The sequence below is a fragment of the Pseudomonas sp. MPB23 genome (assembly GCF_046605395.1).
Classification (GTDB): domain Bacteria; phylum Pseudomonadota; class Gammaproteobacteria; order Pseudomonadales; family Pseudomonadaceae; genus Aquipseudomonas.
The window spans coordinates 1-16,370 of record NZ_CP176771.1 but is presented as its reverse complement, the minus strand read 5'-3'; the positions used below and the strand labels follow the sequence as shown (position 1 = coordinate 16,370).

Here is a 16,370-nt window from a genome sequence, read left to right as displayed (position 1 = left end):
ACTGTTCCAGAGCAGTGGTCACCTGCGTCACGGATTACGCAAAAACACCACATACCCCCGAAACCACTCACTGCCCTGCAAATACCCCGGCGCCTGCCACTCCCCACCTTGTATCAGGCCAATCTTGAACGGCACCCCCAACCGGTTCATCCGCGGCAAATACGCGGCGTAGTCCGGGATGCTGTGGCGCCCCTGGTACGTCTGCACCACCACTTCATCCACCACGCCCTTGAGCTGGGCGATGGCGGTGGGGTCGGCGTTGCTGCTCCAGTCCATCAGGCCGGTGATGCTCAGGCGCAGGTCGGCGGGCAGGCGTTGGCGCAGGTCGCGCAGGAAGGCGGCGTATTCGTGCAGGTATTGGGTGCGGGCGTCGAAGTCGATCTGGATGCCGACCACCGGGTTGCCGGCGTCGCGCCAGCGTTGTACTTGGCCGAGCAATTGGGTGTAGACCCGCTCCGGCCAGTGCAGGGTGTGGGCGCGGTAGACGATCCAGACGTCGCCTTCGGTGATACGCGGCACGCTGATGCCCTGGGCGATCAATTGCACGCCGCGCTGAGGGGCGCGGCGGGTGGCGTTGATCTGGCCCTGGAGGATGTACAGGGTTTTCGCCTGCTTGAGCACCGGCTGCGGGGTAACGCCGCTCCACAGCCAGAAGGCGTCATAGTCGCGGGCGTCGACGGCGCCGAACGCCGGGCTTGCCAGCAACAGCACGCCTAGCCACAGGTGTTTCACCAGTAGTACTGCAGCGATTTGCCCCATTGGGTGTCGCCGAAACCGCTCTTGAGCTGGCGGAACCAGGCTTTGCGCACCGCGGGTTCAACGTCCTGGCCGCCACAGCTGTTGTAGCCGGACGGCGCGTAGCAATTGATCGCGCGGAACAGGGCGTAGGCCTTGTCGTTTTTCGCCGCCTTGGCGTTGCCGATCACCTGTTTGTAGCCGTCGAGCCGCGAGAAGGTTTCGCCCTTGAAGTCCGACGTGGTGCTGCCCAGGCTACCGGCGGCGCGCGCCTGTTCCAGGGGCATGCCGTCCAGGCCGTTGCGCAGGATGAACTCACCCAGGCAGTTCAGGCCCTGTGGGCTTTTTGCGTCGTTTTGCAGGGTCGCGGCGGTTTGCGCGAGGGTCGGGCAGGCGTAGCCGGATTCGGCTTTGTCGCCGTTCCATTGGAACAGTTTCAAGCTCTGGCTGGCGCTGTAGACGTAGCCCAGGCTGGTGCCCAGTTTGTCTTCGGGCGCCTGGGCGGGCAGTTGCTTGAGGTCGTCGAGGAAGGTGGCGAACTGGCTGTGCAGCAGATCTTTATAGAGCAGCACGAATTGCGCGGTCTGGCGCTCCAGCGGGTCGTTGGCCTGGGCGATCCGTTGGCGCAGCAGTTCAGGCCCGGCGACGTTGCGCAGCAGGATGTAGCGCACCTGCCTGGCGCCGATCGGTGAGTCGGCGGCGAACACCTTGGCCAGTTGGCCGCTGCGTTCGTAGTTCATCGCCAGGGCCAGTTCCAGTTGGTCGCGCTGCAGCGGCGCTTTCGCCAGCGGTAGCAGTTGCAGCCACAGGGCTTGGGCGCCGCTCCAGTCGTTTTTCTCTTCAAGCGCCAAGGCGCGCAGCGTCTGCTGGCTGAAGGCGAAGTAGTCGAGGTTCGATGGCACATCCTGGGGCAGATGCTTCAAGGCGCTGTCGGGCTGATGCTCGACATACAGGGCGTACACCGCTTGCAGGTAGTCGAACAGCGCCGGATGGCTGGCAAACGTGGGCTTCTGCTGGTCGAGGTCTGCGCGGCTCAGGCGCGGCGGGGTTTGCGCGCGCATCAACATCAGGTCGGTGACGGCTTGCAGCATCGGCTCCCTGACGCTGGCGCTGTTGACCATCAGCAGCTTGAGGTCGGCTTCTTCCACCAGTTCGTCCACCGACACATTGCGCTGGGCCTCGGTGGCCTCGCTCATTTGCCAGGCAAAGTCTTCGGCGAGTTTGTTGTTGTCGCCGGCCAGCCAGTGCACGCGGCGCAGCAGGCCACGGGCGGAGGCACTGTATTGGCCCTGTGGATAAGTGTGCAGGTAGTTGAGCAGGCCCTGTTCGGCCTGGCCCAAGGCGGACTTATCCACATGCTCGAGCTGCGGCATGCCGTATTCATCGAACGCGTCGGCCTGCGCCTGGTTCAGCGTCGTGCGCGCGCTCATGTACAGCGCGGTTTCCTTCAGCCAGGGCAACTCGCTGCTGCTGGCGGCGGCAAAACCGCGCTCGGCTTCACTGAACCGCCCGCTGTAGAAGTCGGCGGCGGCCTGTAGATAAGTGCGCAGCAAGCGGCCGTTGGCGGACTCGAGCGGCTCGGCCACCACTGGGCCATCCCCGTTGCAGGTGCTGAGCAATTGCAGGCGCGCCTTGGCCAGCGTCTGGCGTTCGGCAGCCGGCATATCGGCCTGGGTCACTTGGCGAATGAACGCCGTGGCGCTGTCGTCGTCGTTGCTGCGGCAGCGGCTGCCTTCTCCGTTGAGGAAGGCGTCGCCGGCCGCTTTGGCGTCGTCGCGCTTGATGCCCAGGGGGGCGAGCACGGTGTCGAGTTCGCGGCTGGGTGACTGGCCGGCTTCATCGGTCGTGGCCGGGGCGGGTGTCAGGCGATACACCGCAAACGGCACCGGGCCGAAACCCTGGGCCAGATCGTCTTCGCTCAAGGCATTCGGCGCCAGCGGCGCGGCCTTTTTGTCGGCCAGCAACAGGCGCAGGTTGACCCGGCTGTCGTTTCCCGGGCTGAGAAAAGGCAGGTTGCTGCATGAGTCGAGGCTGTCATGGGAGACCCGCCAGTCGGGGTAGCACGAGTCGTCGGAGCTGGCCTGGGCCGGCAGCGAAATAGCGGCGAGCAGTGCCAGTGCCAGAGGTGACAGAAAACCGATGCGCATGACGTGTCCTTGATCCTGAGTCCTTGGAGGGGGGCAATAATAGCTTGATCCGACGGCGGCTTCGGTAGAGGCCTACACAAAATGCCGATTTGTCCGATTCAAGCAGCGAGCCAGAGGCTTTTGTCCTAGAGTGGCGGTGTTTGTGCTTAGGCAATCAGAGCAGCAGGGGAATCGAGGTGCGTCGGTCGGTGGTGGAGCAAGACGAAAAGGTGTCAGCGTTGCCTGTATTTCAGCGCCTCGGGTGGGAGGACGCCGCCTGGATCAGCCGACTGTGGTGGGTGCCGATCCTGGCATTGGCCCTCGCAGTGCGGTTTTACAAGCTGGCGTCGGCGGCGATCTGGGGCGACGAAGGCTCCAGCCTGCTGCTCAGCGAGTACGCGGCGAGCGATCTGTGGTTTCACGCCGCCCATGATGTGCACCCGCCGCTGTATTTCTTCCTGCTGCGCGGTTGGATCGGGCTGTTCGGCGACGGCATCTGGTCGATTCGCGGCATGAGTGCCCTCCCCGGCGTCGTGGCCGTCGGCCTGGGCATCTGGCTGACGCGGCAACTGTCCACCCGTCGCGCCGCCGTGCTGGCCGGTATCCTGCTGGCGCTGCTGCCGACGGCGGTGCGCTACAGCCAGGAAGTGCGCATGTATTCGCTGCTGGGCGTGTGGGTGCTGGGCGCTACGCTGGCGCTGGTGTACTGGGTACGTCATCCCGCGCGCACGCGTTATCTGGTGGCTTATGTACTGTTGATGAGCGCCGGGTTCTATACCCATTACTTCACGGCGCTGTGCGTGCTGGTGCACTGGGCCTACCTGGGGCTGTTGAGTACCACGCGCTCACCGGGCCCGCGGCTGATCACGCGCCCGGCCTGGTGGGCGGCCAACGCCATGATTGTGCTGGCGTACCTGCCCTGGCTGCCGAACCTGCTGGACCTGGTGCGGCATGTCGAACAACTCAAGGTGGGCGGTGACATTGGCTGGGAAGCGCCGGTCGATGTGTTTTCCCTGCCGTCGATGATCTGGCAGTTCGTGCAGCAGGACGAAGGCGTCGGCTTCTGGCCGCCGTTGTTCTGGGCGTTCCCGCTGCTGCTGATCGCCGTGGTAGGCGTCACCGCCTGGCGCGATCGCGGGCGCTATCGGCCGGCCGGCCTACTGGCGCTGTTTTTTCTGCTGCCGCTGATGCTGGTGTATGGGGTGTCGTTTTTCTCCCCGGTGTTTATCGAGCGCTATCTCACCGTTTACGCCCTGGGCCTGCCGATCCTCGTGGCCGTGGCCATCGACCGCTTGCCAAGGCGCCTGGCATTGCTGGGGGCGGCGTTGTTGGTGCTGTTCGTGGGGGCCGAACTGGTGGGGTTGAATAACAATTTCACCGTGGATGAACAGGACCAATTCAACAGGCCGGTGGAGTTCGTCAATCGCAATTACCACGAAGGCGATCGCATCGTCCTCAGCGACATGATGTGGTACCTCAGCTACGTGTATTACGACCAGACCGACGCCCAACTGCAGCTCTACACCCCGCCCAAACCCGACGGCACACCCACGCGGCCGAACGCCTACGGCTTCGGCACCCTGGTGGACCAGGACGGCGGGCGCATCTACCTCGACCGTCTGTCGGCATTGCCCGCCGACACCCGCCGTGTGTGGCTGATCAGCAGCACCGACATGCCCGACGATTTTGCCCCACTGCCCGAGGGCTGGCGCGAGCTTGGTCGCCAGGACGGCGGCGGCGCGAGGGCGCGCTTGTTTGGGGTGTGCAACATGCCGCAGCCGCTACCCGAAGGTTGCCGCTAGACTCAGGTAACGTTGTTCTATCAGGAGCTCACCATGGAATCGCCAGTGCACAGCTTGCCGTCATTGTTCAAACAACTGGGTTTGCCGAACGACGCGGTCAGCATCGAGCAATTTGTGGTCGCCCATTCACCGCTCAAACCGGAATTGAAACTGGCGGATGCGTCGTTCTGGACGGACAGCCAGAGAGCGTTCTTGCGCGATGAGATTCTGGAGGATGCGGATTGGGCGGAGGTGGTGGATGGGTTGAACCTGATGTTGCGCGGCGGGCGAGGGGTATAACAATCCGATGACAGGTGAAAAAATCCGAGCCTCATTCGCGCTCTCGGCGTCTTGAGCGCGTCGGATTTTGCCGACGCGCCGCAACCAAGTGGCGCGGCACCCACCCATCCGCAAATGTGTTTCAAAACTTGACGGCCTTGGTGCCATCGAGCATATTGATAGTTAGCAAACTAACTGTATGCGAACTATTTCAGTGCCTCGATCCCTCGAACAACTCCAGATGAACCTCAGCAGCAGCATGGTGGTGGGCGCCCGTAACTGGCGCAAAATCTGCCAGAGCACGCTGGTGAGCTACGGTATTTCCGAAGCCTGCGCCGTGCCGTTGTTGATGATCGGCCGCTTGGGCGACGGCGTGCATCAGGTCAAGGTGGCCCAGGCTTCGGGGATGGAAAGCCCATCGCTGGTGCGCCTGCTCGACCGACTGTGTCATGACGGCTACGTGTGTCGCACCGAAGACGTCCACGACCGCCGCGCCAAGGCCTTGAGCCTCACCGCGCGCGGCCGCGAGTTGGTGCAGGCGGTGGAAGTGCAACTGGTGCGCCTGCGCCGTGACGTGTTGGCCGATATCGCACCGGCGGACTTGGAGGCTGCGCTGCGCGTGCTACGCGCCTTTGAAGCCGCCTATCAACACCCAACGGTCGTGGCCCCTTGAACGGATTTTTTACCGGCATGCCGCCGGCGAAGGACTGGTTCTACGGCGTACGGACGTTTGCCGCGTCGATGATCGCGCTGTACATCGCCATGCTCATGCAAATGCCGCGTCCGTATTGGGCGATGGCCACGGTGTACATCGTCTCCAGCCCGTTTGTCGGCCCCACCAGTTCCAAAGCCTTGTACCGCGCCATCGGCACCTTCATGGGCGCGGCGGCGGCGGTGATTTTCGTGCCGATGTTCGTGCAGTCGCCGTACCTGCTGGTGGTGGTGATTGCCCTGTGGACGGGCACCTTGCTGTTCTTGTCCATGCACCTGCGCACCGCGAACAATTACGCGCTGATGCTGGCCGGCTACACCTTGCCGCTGATCGCCCTGCCGGTGGTGGATAACCCCCTGACGGTATGGGATGTGGCCGAGGCGCGGACCGAAGAAATCTTCCTCGGCATCGCGGTCGCGGCGGTGGTGGGCGCGATGTTCTGGCCTCGGCGCCTGATGCCGGTGTTCGACGGGTCGGTGGCCAAGTGGTTTTCCGATGCCCAGGTCTACAGCCAGCGGTTTCTCAGCCGCACGGTGCAGCCGGGCGAAGTCAGTGCCCTGCGCGGTGGCATGGTTGCCACCTTCAACACCCTCGAATTGATGATCGGCCAACTGCCCCACGAAGGTGCGCGGTCGCAGACGGTGCGCAATACCAAGGAATTGCGTGGGCGCATGATCCACCTGCTGCCGGTGGTGGATGCCCTGGACGATGCGTTGTCCGCCATCGAACACCGGGCGCCGCAGTTTCTCGATCAACTCAAGCCGCTGCTCGAGGCGGCCAACGAATGGCTGCAAAGCACCACCAAAGCCGCACCGCTGGAACGCTGGCGCGCCCTGCGCGATCGACTCGACGCCCAGCAACCCGAGGGCGAGGCGCTGGACGATCGCCACACGCTGCTGTTTTCCAACGCCCTGTATCGCCTCGGCGAGTGGATCGACCTGTGGCAAGACTGCCGAAGCCTGCAAGCCGCCATCCAGTGCGAAAGCGAAGACACCTGGCGCGCCGTCTATCGCCACTGGCGCCTGGGCCGGCTCACACCGTTCCTCGACCGCGGGCTGATGTTCTACTCGGCGTTTTCCACCGTCACCGCCATCATCGTCGCCTCGGTGCTGTGGATTCTGCTGGGCTGGACCGACGGCGGCAGCGCGGTGATCCTGGCCGCCGTCGCCTGCAGCTTCTTCGCCTCGATGGACGACCCGGCGCCGCAGATCTACCGGTTCTTTTTCTGGACCGCCATGTCGGTGCTGTTCGCCAGCCTGTATCTGTTCCTGGTGCTGCCCAACCTGCACGACTTCCCCATGCTGGTGCTGGGGTTCGCCGTGCCGTTTATCTGCATCGGCACGCTGACGGTGCAGCCGCGTTTCTACCTGGGCATGCTGCTGACGCTGGTGAACACCTCGTCGTTCATCAGCATCCAGGGCGCCTATGACGCCGACTTTCTCAACTTCACCAACGTCAACCTGGCCGGGCCGGTGGGCCTGTTGTTCGCGTTTGTGTGGACGCTGATCGCGCGGCCCTTCGGGGCCGAACTGGCCGCCAAGCGCATGACCCGTTTCAGTTGGAACGACATTGTCAGCCTGACTGAACCGGCGACCCTGGCCGAGCACCGGCACCTGGCTGCGCAGATGCTCGACCGCCTGATGCAGCACCTGCCGCGCCTGGCCATCATCGGCCAGGACACCGGTGTCGCCCTGCGCGATCTGAGTGTGGCGCTGAACCTGCTCGACCTGCTGGCCTACTCGCCGCGCATCCTCGGCGTGCCACGGGTACTGCTCGACCAGGCGGTCGAAGGCGTGGGCGGTTACTACAAGGCGTGTCTCAAGGCGGGTGAACGCTTGCCGGCGCCGGGTGGTCTGTTGATGACCCTCGATCGCACGCGCCGCGCCCTCAGCGACCAGGGCCTGCGAGACGACACCCGCCTGCACCTGCTGCATGCGCTGGCGGGCCTGCGCCTGGCGTTGTTGCCCGGCGTGGAATTCATTGGCGGCGCCGATGTGGAAGCGCCGCTGCCTGATGGAGCGCCTTTATGATCGGTGATCTGGATATCAGCGGGGTCTTCCTGCCCACGCTGCTGGTGCTGATGGGCATTGCGTACGTGTTGTTTCTGGTGGTGCACGGGTTGTTGAACCGCGTCCACTTCTATCGCCTGGTCTGGCACCGGGCATTATTCAATGTGGGGCTCTACGCGCTGTTGCTGGGCGCGGTGGACTCACTCAGTCGATACCTGATGACATGAAAAAACCTTTTTTGACCATCGGCCGTGTAGTCCTCACGTTGTTGATCGTGACGTTCGCGGTCGTCGTGGTGTGGCGCATGGTCATGTACTACATGTTCGCGCCCTGGACCCGTGACGGCCACATTCGGGCCGACATCGTGCAGATCGCCCCGGACGTGTCCGGGTTGATCCAGCGCGTCGACGTGCGCGACAACCAACTGGTGAGCAAAGGCCAGGTGCTGTTCGCCGTCGACCAGGACCGCTTCAAGCTGGCTCTGCGCCAGGCCCAGGCCGCCGTGGCCGATCGCCAGGAAACCCTGGCCCAGGCCCAGCGCGAGTACAAGCGTAACCGTGGCCTGGGCAACCTGGTGCCGATCGAACAACTGGAAGAAAGCCAGTCCCGCGTCGCCCGCGCCCAGTCGGCCCTGGCCGAAGCGCAAGTGACGGTGGACTCGGCCCAACTCAACCTCGACCGCTCGGTGATCCGCAGCCCTGTGGACGGCTACGTTAACGACCGTGCACCACGCGCCCAGGAATTCGTCACCGCCGGGCACCCGGTGCTGTCAGTGGTGGACAGCAACTCTTTCCATATCGACGGCTACTTCGAGGAGACCAAGCTCGACGGCATCCACGTCGGCATGGGCGTCGATATCCGCGTGATCGGCGACGGCGCACGCCTGCACGGCCATGTGCAGAGCATCGTCGCCGGTATCGAAGACCGTGACCGCAGCAGCGGCGCCAATCTGTTGCCCAACGTCAACCCGGCGTTCAGTTGGGTGCGCCTGGCCCAGCGGATTCCGGTGCGCATTGCCTTCGACGACGTGCCGGCGGACTTTCGCATGATCGCCGGGCGCACGGCGACGGTGTCGATCATTGGCGACAAGCCCAAGGACGGAGCCCAGCCATGAAACAGCTTGTGGCCACTGCCGCGTTGGGTTTGCTGCTGTCGGCCTGCCAAGTGGTGGGTCCGGATTATCAATTGCCGGACAAGGCCGCGCTCAACCGTGGCGACCTGCAAGGGCCACTGGCGGGCGAAGGCAGCAACGTGGTGTCGGCGCCGGTGCCTGCTGACTGGTGGAAGCTGTACCAGGACCCGCGCCTGGATGAACTGGTGCGCCAGGCCATGGCCTCCAACACCGACCTGCGCGTGGCGGCGGCCAACCTGCAGCGCTCGCGCTATCAGGTGCAGCAAGCCGAATCCGCCGGCGGCTGGAGCGCCGGCGCCAAGGCCGAGGCCCAGCGCCTGCAGGAATCGGGCGAAGCGTTTTTGCTGGCGGATAAAGTCCCGGTGGCGAATATCGGCAGCGTCGGCATCAGCACCTCCTACCAGTTCGACCTGTTCGGCACCTTGCAGCGCGGCATCGAAAGCGCCCAGGCCAGCGCCGATGCCGCCCAAGCCGCCGCCGACATCGCCCGCATCACCCTGGTGGCCGATGTGGTGCGGTCTTACACCCAGGTGTGCGCGGCCAACGAAGAGCTGGCGATTGCCAACGAATCCCTGGACCTGCAAGCCCAGAGCACCCGGCTCACCCAGCGCCTGCGCGACGCCGGGCGCGGTGATGAAACCCAGGTGACCCGCTCGCAAACCCAATACAAATCCTTGCGCGCCGACATACCGCGCTACGAAGCCGCGCGCCAGGCCGGGTTGTTCCGTCTGTCGATGCTGCTGGCCAAACCGGTGGAGCAGTTGCCGGCGGGCACCGGGACGTGCGCCGAGCTGCCGCACATCGCCCAGTTGCTGCCGGTGGGCGACGGCGCGGCGTTGCTCAAGCGTCGCCCCGATGTGCGCCAGGCCGAACGCCAATTGGCGGCCGCCACCGCCCGTATCGGCGTGGCGACCGGCGCGCTGTACCCGGACATCAGCATCGGTGCCTCCATCAGTACCGTGGGTATTCTGGAAAACCTCGGTCAGCCGGCCACCAACCGCTGGGGCTTTGGGCCGCTGATCAGTTGGTCGGTGCCGACCAACGGCGCGCGTGCGCGTATCCACGAGGCCGAAGCCGCGACCCAGGGCGCCCTGGCGCACTTCGACGGCGTGGTGCTCAACGCCATCCGCGAAACCCAGACGGGCCTTGCGCAATACACCGCACAGTTGCAACGCCGCGACGCCCTGGCCGAAGCCGACGACTCCGCGCGGGAAGCCGCCGACCAGACCCACCGTTTCTTCCAGGCCGGCCGCGCGTCGTTCCTGGCCGACCTGCAAGCCACCCGCACCTACACCGATGTGCGCGCACAACTGGCGGCGGCCAACAGCCAGGTTGCCATGAGCCAGATCGATCTGTTTCTGGCCCTGGGCGGCGGTTGGGAAAGCGGACGAACGCAAGCCTCGCAGGCCGGCAAACCCTGAGCGACTAGCTATGCTTTGACAGGCGAGTCGCGCGGCTTTTTGTCCGGCCGGCGGTTCGCTTGACACTGCTCGCGTTTGCTCATGGGGATTCCAATAATGAAAAACCCTTATGCTCCCGCTTTCTGGTGCGTGTTCTTCGCACTGGTGCTGTTATCGGCGACTTACTTCTACGGCGTCATGCTCGCCCATCAAATCGACAAGGCCATGGTCTTCCTCGACAGCGCGTGCCTGGTGATCGGTACCTTGTCGATTGGCGTGGTCGCCTGGGCGTCCTACCAAAACCTGCGGGTGAAGAAAAAGCTCCTCGAACAAGGCAAGACCCGCGTGGCGATCTGGGACACCAAGGTCGCCCTGCGCCGGGTCGAGACGGTCTTCGACCGCTATTTCTGGGGCAGCTATTGGCAGCCCGGGCGCACCTTCCAGGAAGTCATGGGCGACCTCACCGGCACGCCCCTGGAAAAGAGTCTCGAAGTCCTGAAAAAACAATGCGTGGTGCTGGATCGACAGGTCGCCGAAGGTAGGCACTGGCTGAATAACGCGCGGGAATTGTCCGACGTCGCCACGCAGATGGCCCGTGAGCGCTACCAACTGGACTTCTGCGATCCCAAGGTCGACACCCCCGGAAATGCGGTGATCCACCGTGAATTCGAGGTGCTGGTGTACACCTGGACTGCGCGCCTGAAGAGTTTCGATCACCAACTCGACGAAATCGAATTGGAATACTCGTGAACCAACGGCCGACCTGAACCCTCTGAAAAGCTGGGCCGTTCGCGGCCGCCAGTGCTAATCTTCCCCCCGTTTTCAACCCCCCTCTCGGGGGTCAAGGAAGACAGCCCACTTCTCACAGGATTTGATCAGGTCACTTCATGAATAAGCCAGCCGTTGTTCTCTTGGGTTTCGTTGTCGCCGTCGGCGTCGTCAGTGCAGGCGGTGCCTGGTACACCGGTAAGCAACTGGAGCCCGTGCTGCAAACGGCGGTTCAGGATGCCAACAAGGAACTGCAGCGCTCCATGGCCGGCGTCGACGGCAGCCTTGCCCTGGAGCTGGTGTCCCTGGAGCGTGGTTTGTTCAGCAGTACCGCACACTATCGCCTCAAGGCGCAGGGTTCGTTCTTTGGTGAGCAGAATCCCAATCCCGAACTTCTGTTCGTCGACCATATCGAACACGGCCCGCTGCCGTTCTCGCGCCTGGTGTCGCTGAAATGGCTGCCGGTCATGGCCACCAGTCACTACGCGCTGGAAAAGAACGCCACCAGCGAAAAATGGTTCGCCGCCGCCAAGGACGTGTCGCCGCTCAAAGGTGTCGTCAATATCGGCTACAACCGCTCGGTCAACGGCAATCTCGAACTGCTGCCCCTGGAGTTCAAGGACGACACGTCCTCGGTGAGCTTCTCCGGCGCCAACCTGGACGTGGACAGCACCGCCGAGGGCAAGAAGGTCAAGGCGGATGGCTACATGAACAGCCTTAAAGTCGCGGTGATCGACGCCAATGGCGCGCCGTTCGACGTTGAGTTCGCCGGCTTGACCGTGGCCAGCAATGTCGAGAAATCCACCTTCGGTTTCTACACCGGCCAGAACACGATTGAGCTGACCGACACCAAGCTGACCTTCGGCCCGCAGAAGGCCGTGCTGACCCTCAAGGGCTTCGAGCAGAAAGACAGCAGCGAAATCAAAGAAAACAACATGGACGGTCGCGTCGACTACAAGATCGACGAGATCGGCTACCAGGGCAAACCGGTCGGCTCCGCCGCCATGGCCGTGAGCTTGAAGAACATCGACGTACCGTCGAGCCTGCTGCTGACCAAGCTGTACCAGGACAAGATGCAGCCGGTGCAAGCCGCTGCCGCCGCCGGCGAACCGGTGCCGGAGTTGCAACTGACCGAAGCCGAGCAGGCCCTGGCCGAAGCCAACGTCAACCAGTTGCTGGCGGCCAAGCCCCATCTGGCGCTGGAAAACCTGTCGCTGAAAACCACCCACGGCGAAAGCAAATTCAGCCTCGTGGTGGACTTGGCCAAGCCGGCGTCCATGGAGCTGCCGCCGGTTGAACTGGGCAAGCAGATGGTCGCGCTGTTGGACGCCAACCTGACCCTGTCCAAGCCGATGATCGCCGACGTTGCCGCCCTGCAAGCGCAGGTGAGTGGCGTGACCGACCCGCAAGCCATCGAGCAGCAATCCCAGATGGCCAGCGAGATGGTCAGCGGCATGGCCGTTGGCACGCAACTGGCGACCCTGGTGGGCAGTGACGTGGTGTCCAAGCTGCATTACGCCAACAATGAAGTGACCTTCAACGGCCAGAAGATGACCGTCGAGCAGTTCATTGGTTTTGTGATCGCCAAAGTCGGTTCGGTGAGCGGCGCGCAGTAAACATCTTCACATCGGTCAAAAAAGCATGGGGGGCGCGGGGTTACCCGCGATAAGGGTCAAAGGGTCGACGCATAAGTCGCCCGAGCGCCGTTATCGCAGGTAAGTCCGGCCCCCATTTGTATTTCAGAATCACGGGGCAAATCTGAACAAATGTTCCGGTTTGTGCTTTTTGATTCAGACCTCGCCGATAGTGATCCCAGGAAAGCCTGGCCGGGTCATCAGACGTCGGCACCCTGAGGTAAATCGCTCAGGACCACCTATCGTTAAAGCTTTCCGTGTGTAAGGAAGCTCACGATATGTTGCGAAACCTCCCCCTCAGTGCTTCAGGTCGGTTGCGACTGCTCATCGGGATCGCCTTGTGCAGTCAACTGCTGGTACCCGCGTTTGCCAAGGCCGATCCGGCCTACGACGCCCTGATCATCCAGGCGCGCAATGGCAACTTCACCCCCGCGCTCATGCAACTTCGTCAGCTCTCCAGCGAACGCCAGACCCCGGGCCAGGTCAGCGATCATCTGGTCATCGCCGGGTGGGCCGGGCAGGACGCCGAAGTGCTGCAGGTGTACGAGGCCCAGGGTAAACATCGCAACCTGAGCACCCAGGCGCTGGCCACCGTCGCGCGCACCTATCGCAACCAGAAGCAGTGGGCGCAGGCCGAGGCGGTCTATCGTCAGGCGCTGTTGCGCGAGCCGAACAATGTCGACTTGCAATTGGGCCTGTCCCTCACCCAGGCCGATGGCGGCCAGGCCAGCGAGGCCGTGCAACGCACCCGCGCGTTGGTGGCCGCCAAGCCTGACGATCCCAACCGGCGCATGGCCCTGGGCTACGCGCTGACCCGTGCGGGCTTGAACTACGACGCGCTGCACGAATTCGACCAGGCGTTTATCCGCGCCGGCGACAAACCTGATGTGGCCCGCGAATACATCGTCGCCCTGCAAAAAGCCCGTCTGCCGGAGCCGGCGTTGCGTCTGTCGGCCCAGCGCCCCGGCCTGTTGGACGCAGTCACCCAGCGCCGCCTGGAAGGCGACCTCGCCGCCGAGCGTGTGCGCATGGCCGAGTTCGCCACGCGCACCGAACAGGAACGCTATGTCATCGCCGACCGCGCGCTGCAGGATTACGACCGCCTGCTCGCCCGCTGGACCCCGGAGCCCAGCGCCCACGACGACGTGGTGACCTGGCGCATCGACCGCCTGGGCGCCCTCAAGGCGCGGGCGCGCATGGCGGACGTGATCCGTGAGTACGAAACCCTCAAAGGCGAAGGCGTGCAATTGCCGACCTACGCTGTGCGCTGGGTGGCCGCCGCCTACCTCGACCAGCGCGAGCCGGAAAAGGCCGAGCCGCTGTATCGCCAGGCGCTGACCGCAGCGGACGCCGACCCGGCCGATCGTGTCGAAGACAGCACCGCGCTGTTCTATGCCTTGCTCGAAAGCGACAAGGTAATGGAAGCCCGCGACGTTGCCAGCAACCTGGCCAACCAGGAAAAACCGCGCGTCGAACTCAAGGGCCTGCCGATCGGCAACCCCAACGACAGCTGGATGGACGCACAACAACTCGCGGCCCAGGCCGGCACCTACGGCGGCGATCTGCCGGGCAGCGAAGCCGGCCTTGAAGCCCTGGTGGCCAGGGCGCCGGGCAACGTTGGCCTGCGCGTGGCCCAGGCCGACATGTACCGCGCCCGTGAATGGCCGCGCCGCGCCGAAGGCACCCTCAAGGAAACCGAAACCCAGGCCCCGCGCGATATCGGTCTGGAGGTGAGCCAGGCCTACACCGCCATGGACCTGCAGGAGTGGCGGCAAATGGATACGCTGACCGATGACGTCCTGGCGCGTAACCCCGACAACCGCCAGGTGCAGCGCCTCAGCCGCCTGCGCGATGTGCACGACATGGCCGAACTGCGCGTCGAGGCCTACACCGGTAAAAGCTATGGCGGCGGCAATAACCAGGATGCCGGTGCGGTGAGCGGCAGCCGTGACTGGGGCATCGAAAGCGTGCTCTACAGCCCGCCTATCGACGAAGACTGGCGCGTATTCGCCGGCGCCGGATACGCCACCGCCGACTTCACCGAAGGCACCGGCCAACACCGCTGGCAGCGCGTGGGCGTGGAGCGGCGCACCCGTGACATGACCCTGGAAGCCGAGGTGTCCAACCATTCCTATGGCTTCGGCAGCAAGCAGGGCGCGGCGGTGTCGATGACCCGCGACATCAACGACAACTGGCAATACGGCGCCAGCCTTGGCTACCTGCTGACCACCACGCCGCTGCGGGCATTGAACGCCGACATCACTGCCAACGGCGGCAGCGGCTTTATCCGCTGGCGCGCCAACGAAAGCCGCGAGTGGAAACTGTCCCTGAGCCCGTCTCATTTCAGCGATGGCAACGACCGGGTCGAAGCCTTGCTCACCGGCCGCGAAGGCGTCTACAGCTCGCCCCATGTGCAAGTCGACCTGGGCCTGGAAGTCGGCGCCAGCCGCAACAGCAAGGAGGACACGGTGTACTTCAACCCCAGGTCCGACTTCAGCGTGTTGCCCACCGTCAACATCAACCATGTGCTCTATCACCGCTACGAGACCCAGTGGAGTCAGCAGTTCCAAGTCGGTGCGGGTACCTACAGCCAGCGGGATTACTCCACCGGTGGCGTCGGTCTGATCGGTTATGGCCAACGCTTGCGCTGGAACGATGTCCTGGAAGTGGGCGCCAACCTCAGCCTGATCAGCCGACCCTACGACGGTGATCGCGAACGCGATCTGCGCCTGCTCGTCGACCTCACTTACCGTTTCTAGAAGAGCCTGACCATGACCGTCCTCAGCCGTTGCTTGTTGGTCCTGGGTGTATTGCTGGCCAGTGCCTGCGCCCAGCAACCCGCGCCGTTCACTCCACCCGCCGAGCGGCCGACCCCGGCCAACGAAGCGCCGTGGCCGAAAAACCACTTCCTGGGCATTGCCTACCACGACGTCGAGGACCGCGACCCCGATCAGGCGGTGGTGGCGGTGCGTACCGAACGGTTGATCGAGCAGTTGGCCTGGCTGCGCGAAAACGGCTATCAGCCGGTGAGTGTCGACCAGATCCTCGCGGCGCGCCGTGGTGGTCCCGCGTTGCCGTCCAAAGCCATCCTGCTCAGCTTCGATGACGGCTATTCGAGCTTCTACACCCGCGTGATGCCGATCCTGCGTGCCTATCGCTGGCCGGCCTTGCTCGCGCCGGTGGGCACCTGGATCGACACGCCGGCGAACCAGCCGGTGGACTTCGCCGGTTCACCACGGCCGCGCGGCGAGTTCCTCACCTGGCAGCAGATTCGCGAAGTGTCGCAGTCCGGCCTGGTGGAAATCGCCGCCCACACCGACGCCAGTCACAAGGGGATTCTGGCCAACCCCCAGGGCAACCTGGAACCGGCGGCGACCTCCCTGCGCTTTGACCCGGCCACCGGTCGCTATGAAAGCGAGGCGCAGTTCCAGGCGCGGATGCGTGCGGATGTGGTGGCGATCTCCAACAAGATCCGCACCGTCACCGGCCAGGCACCACGGGTGTGGGTGTGGCCCTATGGCGCGGCCAAGGGCACCTCGCTGGCGATCGTCGGCGAGCACGGCTATGAGATGGCCCTGACCTTGGATGACGGCCTCGACAGCTCGGGAAGCCTGATGAACAGCCCGCGCTTCCTGGTGGCTTCCGACCCGGACGGCGAGCATTTCGCCAACAGCATCGTTGCGGTGCAAACCCAGGCGCCGCTGCGCGTGCTGCATGTGGACCTGGACAACGTCTACGACCCGGACGCGGCCCAGCAGGCGCGCAACCTCGACCAACTGGTGCAGCGCGTGGTG

General features: G+C 64.1%; 12 protein-coding genes and 1 pseudogene. 11 read left to right on the top strand and 2 right to left on the bottom strand.

All coding sequences use genetic code 11. The annotated features are described in order from the left end of the window. Nucleotides 1–27: 27 nt before the first annotated feature. Together ACLH0J_RS00065 and ACLH0J_RS00060 are read right to left on the bottom strand one after the other, a co-directional pair. Nucleotides 28–732, bottom strand: coding sequence for a DUF3142 domain-containing protein (locus ACLH0J_RS00065; protein WP_411390390.1), 705 nt, complete (start codon nucleotides 730–732; stop codon nucleotides 28–30). Further along, nucleotides 729–2,882, bottom strand: a complete 2,154-nt coding sequence (locus ACLH0J_RS00060; protein ID WP_411390389.1) for an outer membrane assembly lipoprotein YfiO — start codon at nucleotides 2,880–2,882, stop codon at nucleotides 729–731. The genes ACLH0J_RS00065 and ACLH0J_RS00060 overlap by 4 nt, the downstream gene beginning before the upstream one ends. Nucleotides 2,883–3,058: 176 nt before the next feature. On the opposite strand from ACLH0J_RS00060, the gene ACLH0J_RS00055 reads away from it, so the two are divergent. From ACLH0J_RS00055 to pgaB, 11 genes and pseudogenes are all read left to right on the top strand, one after another. Continuing rightward, entirely contained in the window at nucleotides 3,059–4,663 is a 1,605-nt protein-coding gene (locus ACLH0J_RS00055; RefSeq protein WP_411390388.1) for a glycosyltransferase family 39 protein, read from the top strand. A gap of 33 nt (nucleotides 4,664–4,696) precedes the next feature. Continuing rightward, nucleotides 4,697–4,942 carry a DUF2789 domain-containing protein gene (locus tag ACLH0J_RS00050; RefSeq protein ID WP_411390387.1) on the top strand — a complete coding sequence of 82 codons (246 nt, stop codon included), beginning with the start codon at nucleotides 4,697–4,699 and terminating at the stop codon, nucleotides 4,940–4,942. A 220-nt stretch (nucleotides 4,943–5,162) separates the two neighbouring features. After that, entirely contained in the window at nucleotides 5,163–5,594 is a 432-nt protein-coding gene (locus ACLH0J_RS00045; RefSeq protein WP_411390386.1) for a MarR family winged helix-turn-helix transcriptional regulator, read from the top strand. Continuing rightward, on the top strand, nucleotides 5,591–7,663 hold the full coding sequence (locus tag ACLH0J_RS00040) for an FUSC family protein (RefSeq protein WP_411390385.1): 2,073 nt from the start codon (nucleotides 5,591–5,593) through the stop codon (nucleotides 7,661–7,663). Before ACLH0J_RS00045 ends, ACLH0J_RS00040 begins: the two co-directional genes overlap by 4 nt. Then, nucleotides 7,660–7,869 carry a DUF1656 domain-containing protein gene (locus ACLH0J_RS00035; protein ID WP_010565350.1) on the top strand — a complete coding sequence of 70 codons (210 nt, stop codon included), beginning with the start codon at nucleotides 7,660–7,662 and terminating at the stop codon, nucleotides 7,867–7,869. Before ACLH0J_RS00040 ends, ACLH0J_RS00035 begins: the two co-directional genes overlap by 4 nt. Further along, nucleotides 7,866–8,756, top strand: coding sequence for an efflux RND transporter periplasmic adaptor subunit (locus tag ACLH0J_RS00030; RefSeq protein ID WP_411390384.1), 891 nt, complete (start codon nucleotides 7,866–7,868; stop codon nucleotides 8,754–8,756). Before ACLH0J_RS00035 ends, ACLH0J_RS00030 begins: the two co-directional genes overlap by 4 nt. Then, complete coding sequence (locus ACLH0J_RS00025; RefSeq protein WP_411390383.1) at nucleotides 8,753–10,195, top strand: efflux transporter outer membrane subunit; 1,443 nt, start codon at nucleotides 8,753–8,755, stop codon at nucleotides 10,193–10,195. The genes ACLH0J_RS00030 and ACLH0J_RS00025 overlap by 4 nt, the downstream gene beginning before the upstream one ends. Nucleotides 10,196–10,291: 96 nt before the next feature. Beyond that, complete coding sequence (locus ACLH0J_RS00020) at nucleotides 10,292–10,924, top strand: NADH:ubiquinone oxidoreductase subunit N (protein ID WP_411390382.1); 633 nt, start codon at nucleotides 10,292–10,294, stop codon at nucleotides 10,922–10,924. A 137-nt stretch (nucleotides 10,925–11,061) separates the two neighbouring features. Further along, entirely contained in the window at nucleotides 11,062–12,558 is a 1,497-nt protein-coding gene (locus ACLH0J_RS00015) for a YdgA family protein (protein ID WP_411390381.1), read from the top strand. A gap of 296 nt (nucleotides 12,559–12,854) precedes the next feature. Further along, a complete protein-coding gene (gene pgaA, locus ACLH0J_RS00010; RefSeq protein WP_411390380.1) occupies nucleotides 12,855–15,335 on the top strand; it encodes a poly-beta-1,6 N-acetyl-D-glucosamine export porin PgaA in 2,481 nt (826 codons plus the stop codon). Nucleotides 15,336–15,347: 12 nt separating this feature from the next. Beyond that, nucleotides 15,348–16,370 (top strand): annotated as a pseudogene (gene pgaB / locus ACLH0J_RS00005) (poly-beta-1,6-N-acetyl-D-glucosamine N-deacetylase PgaB); the annotation flags it as partial.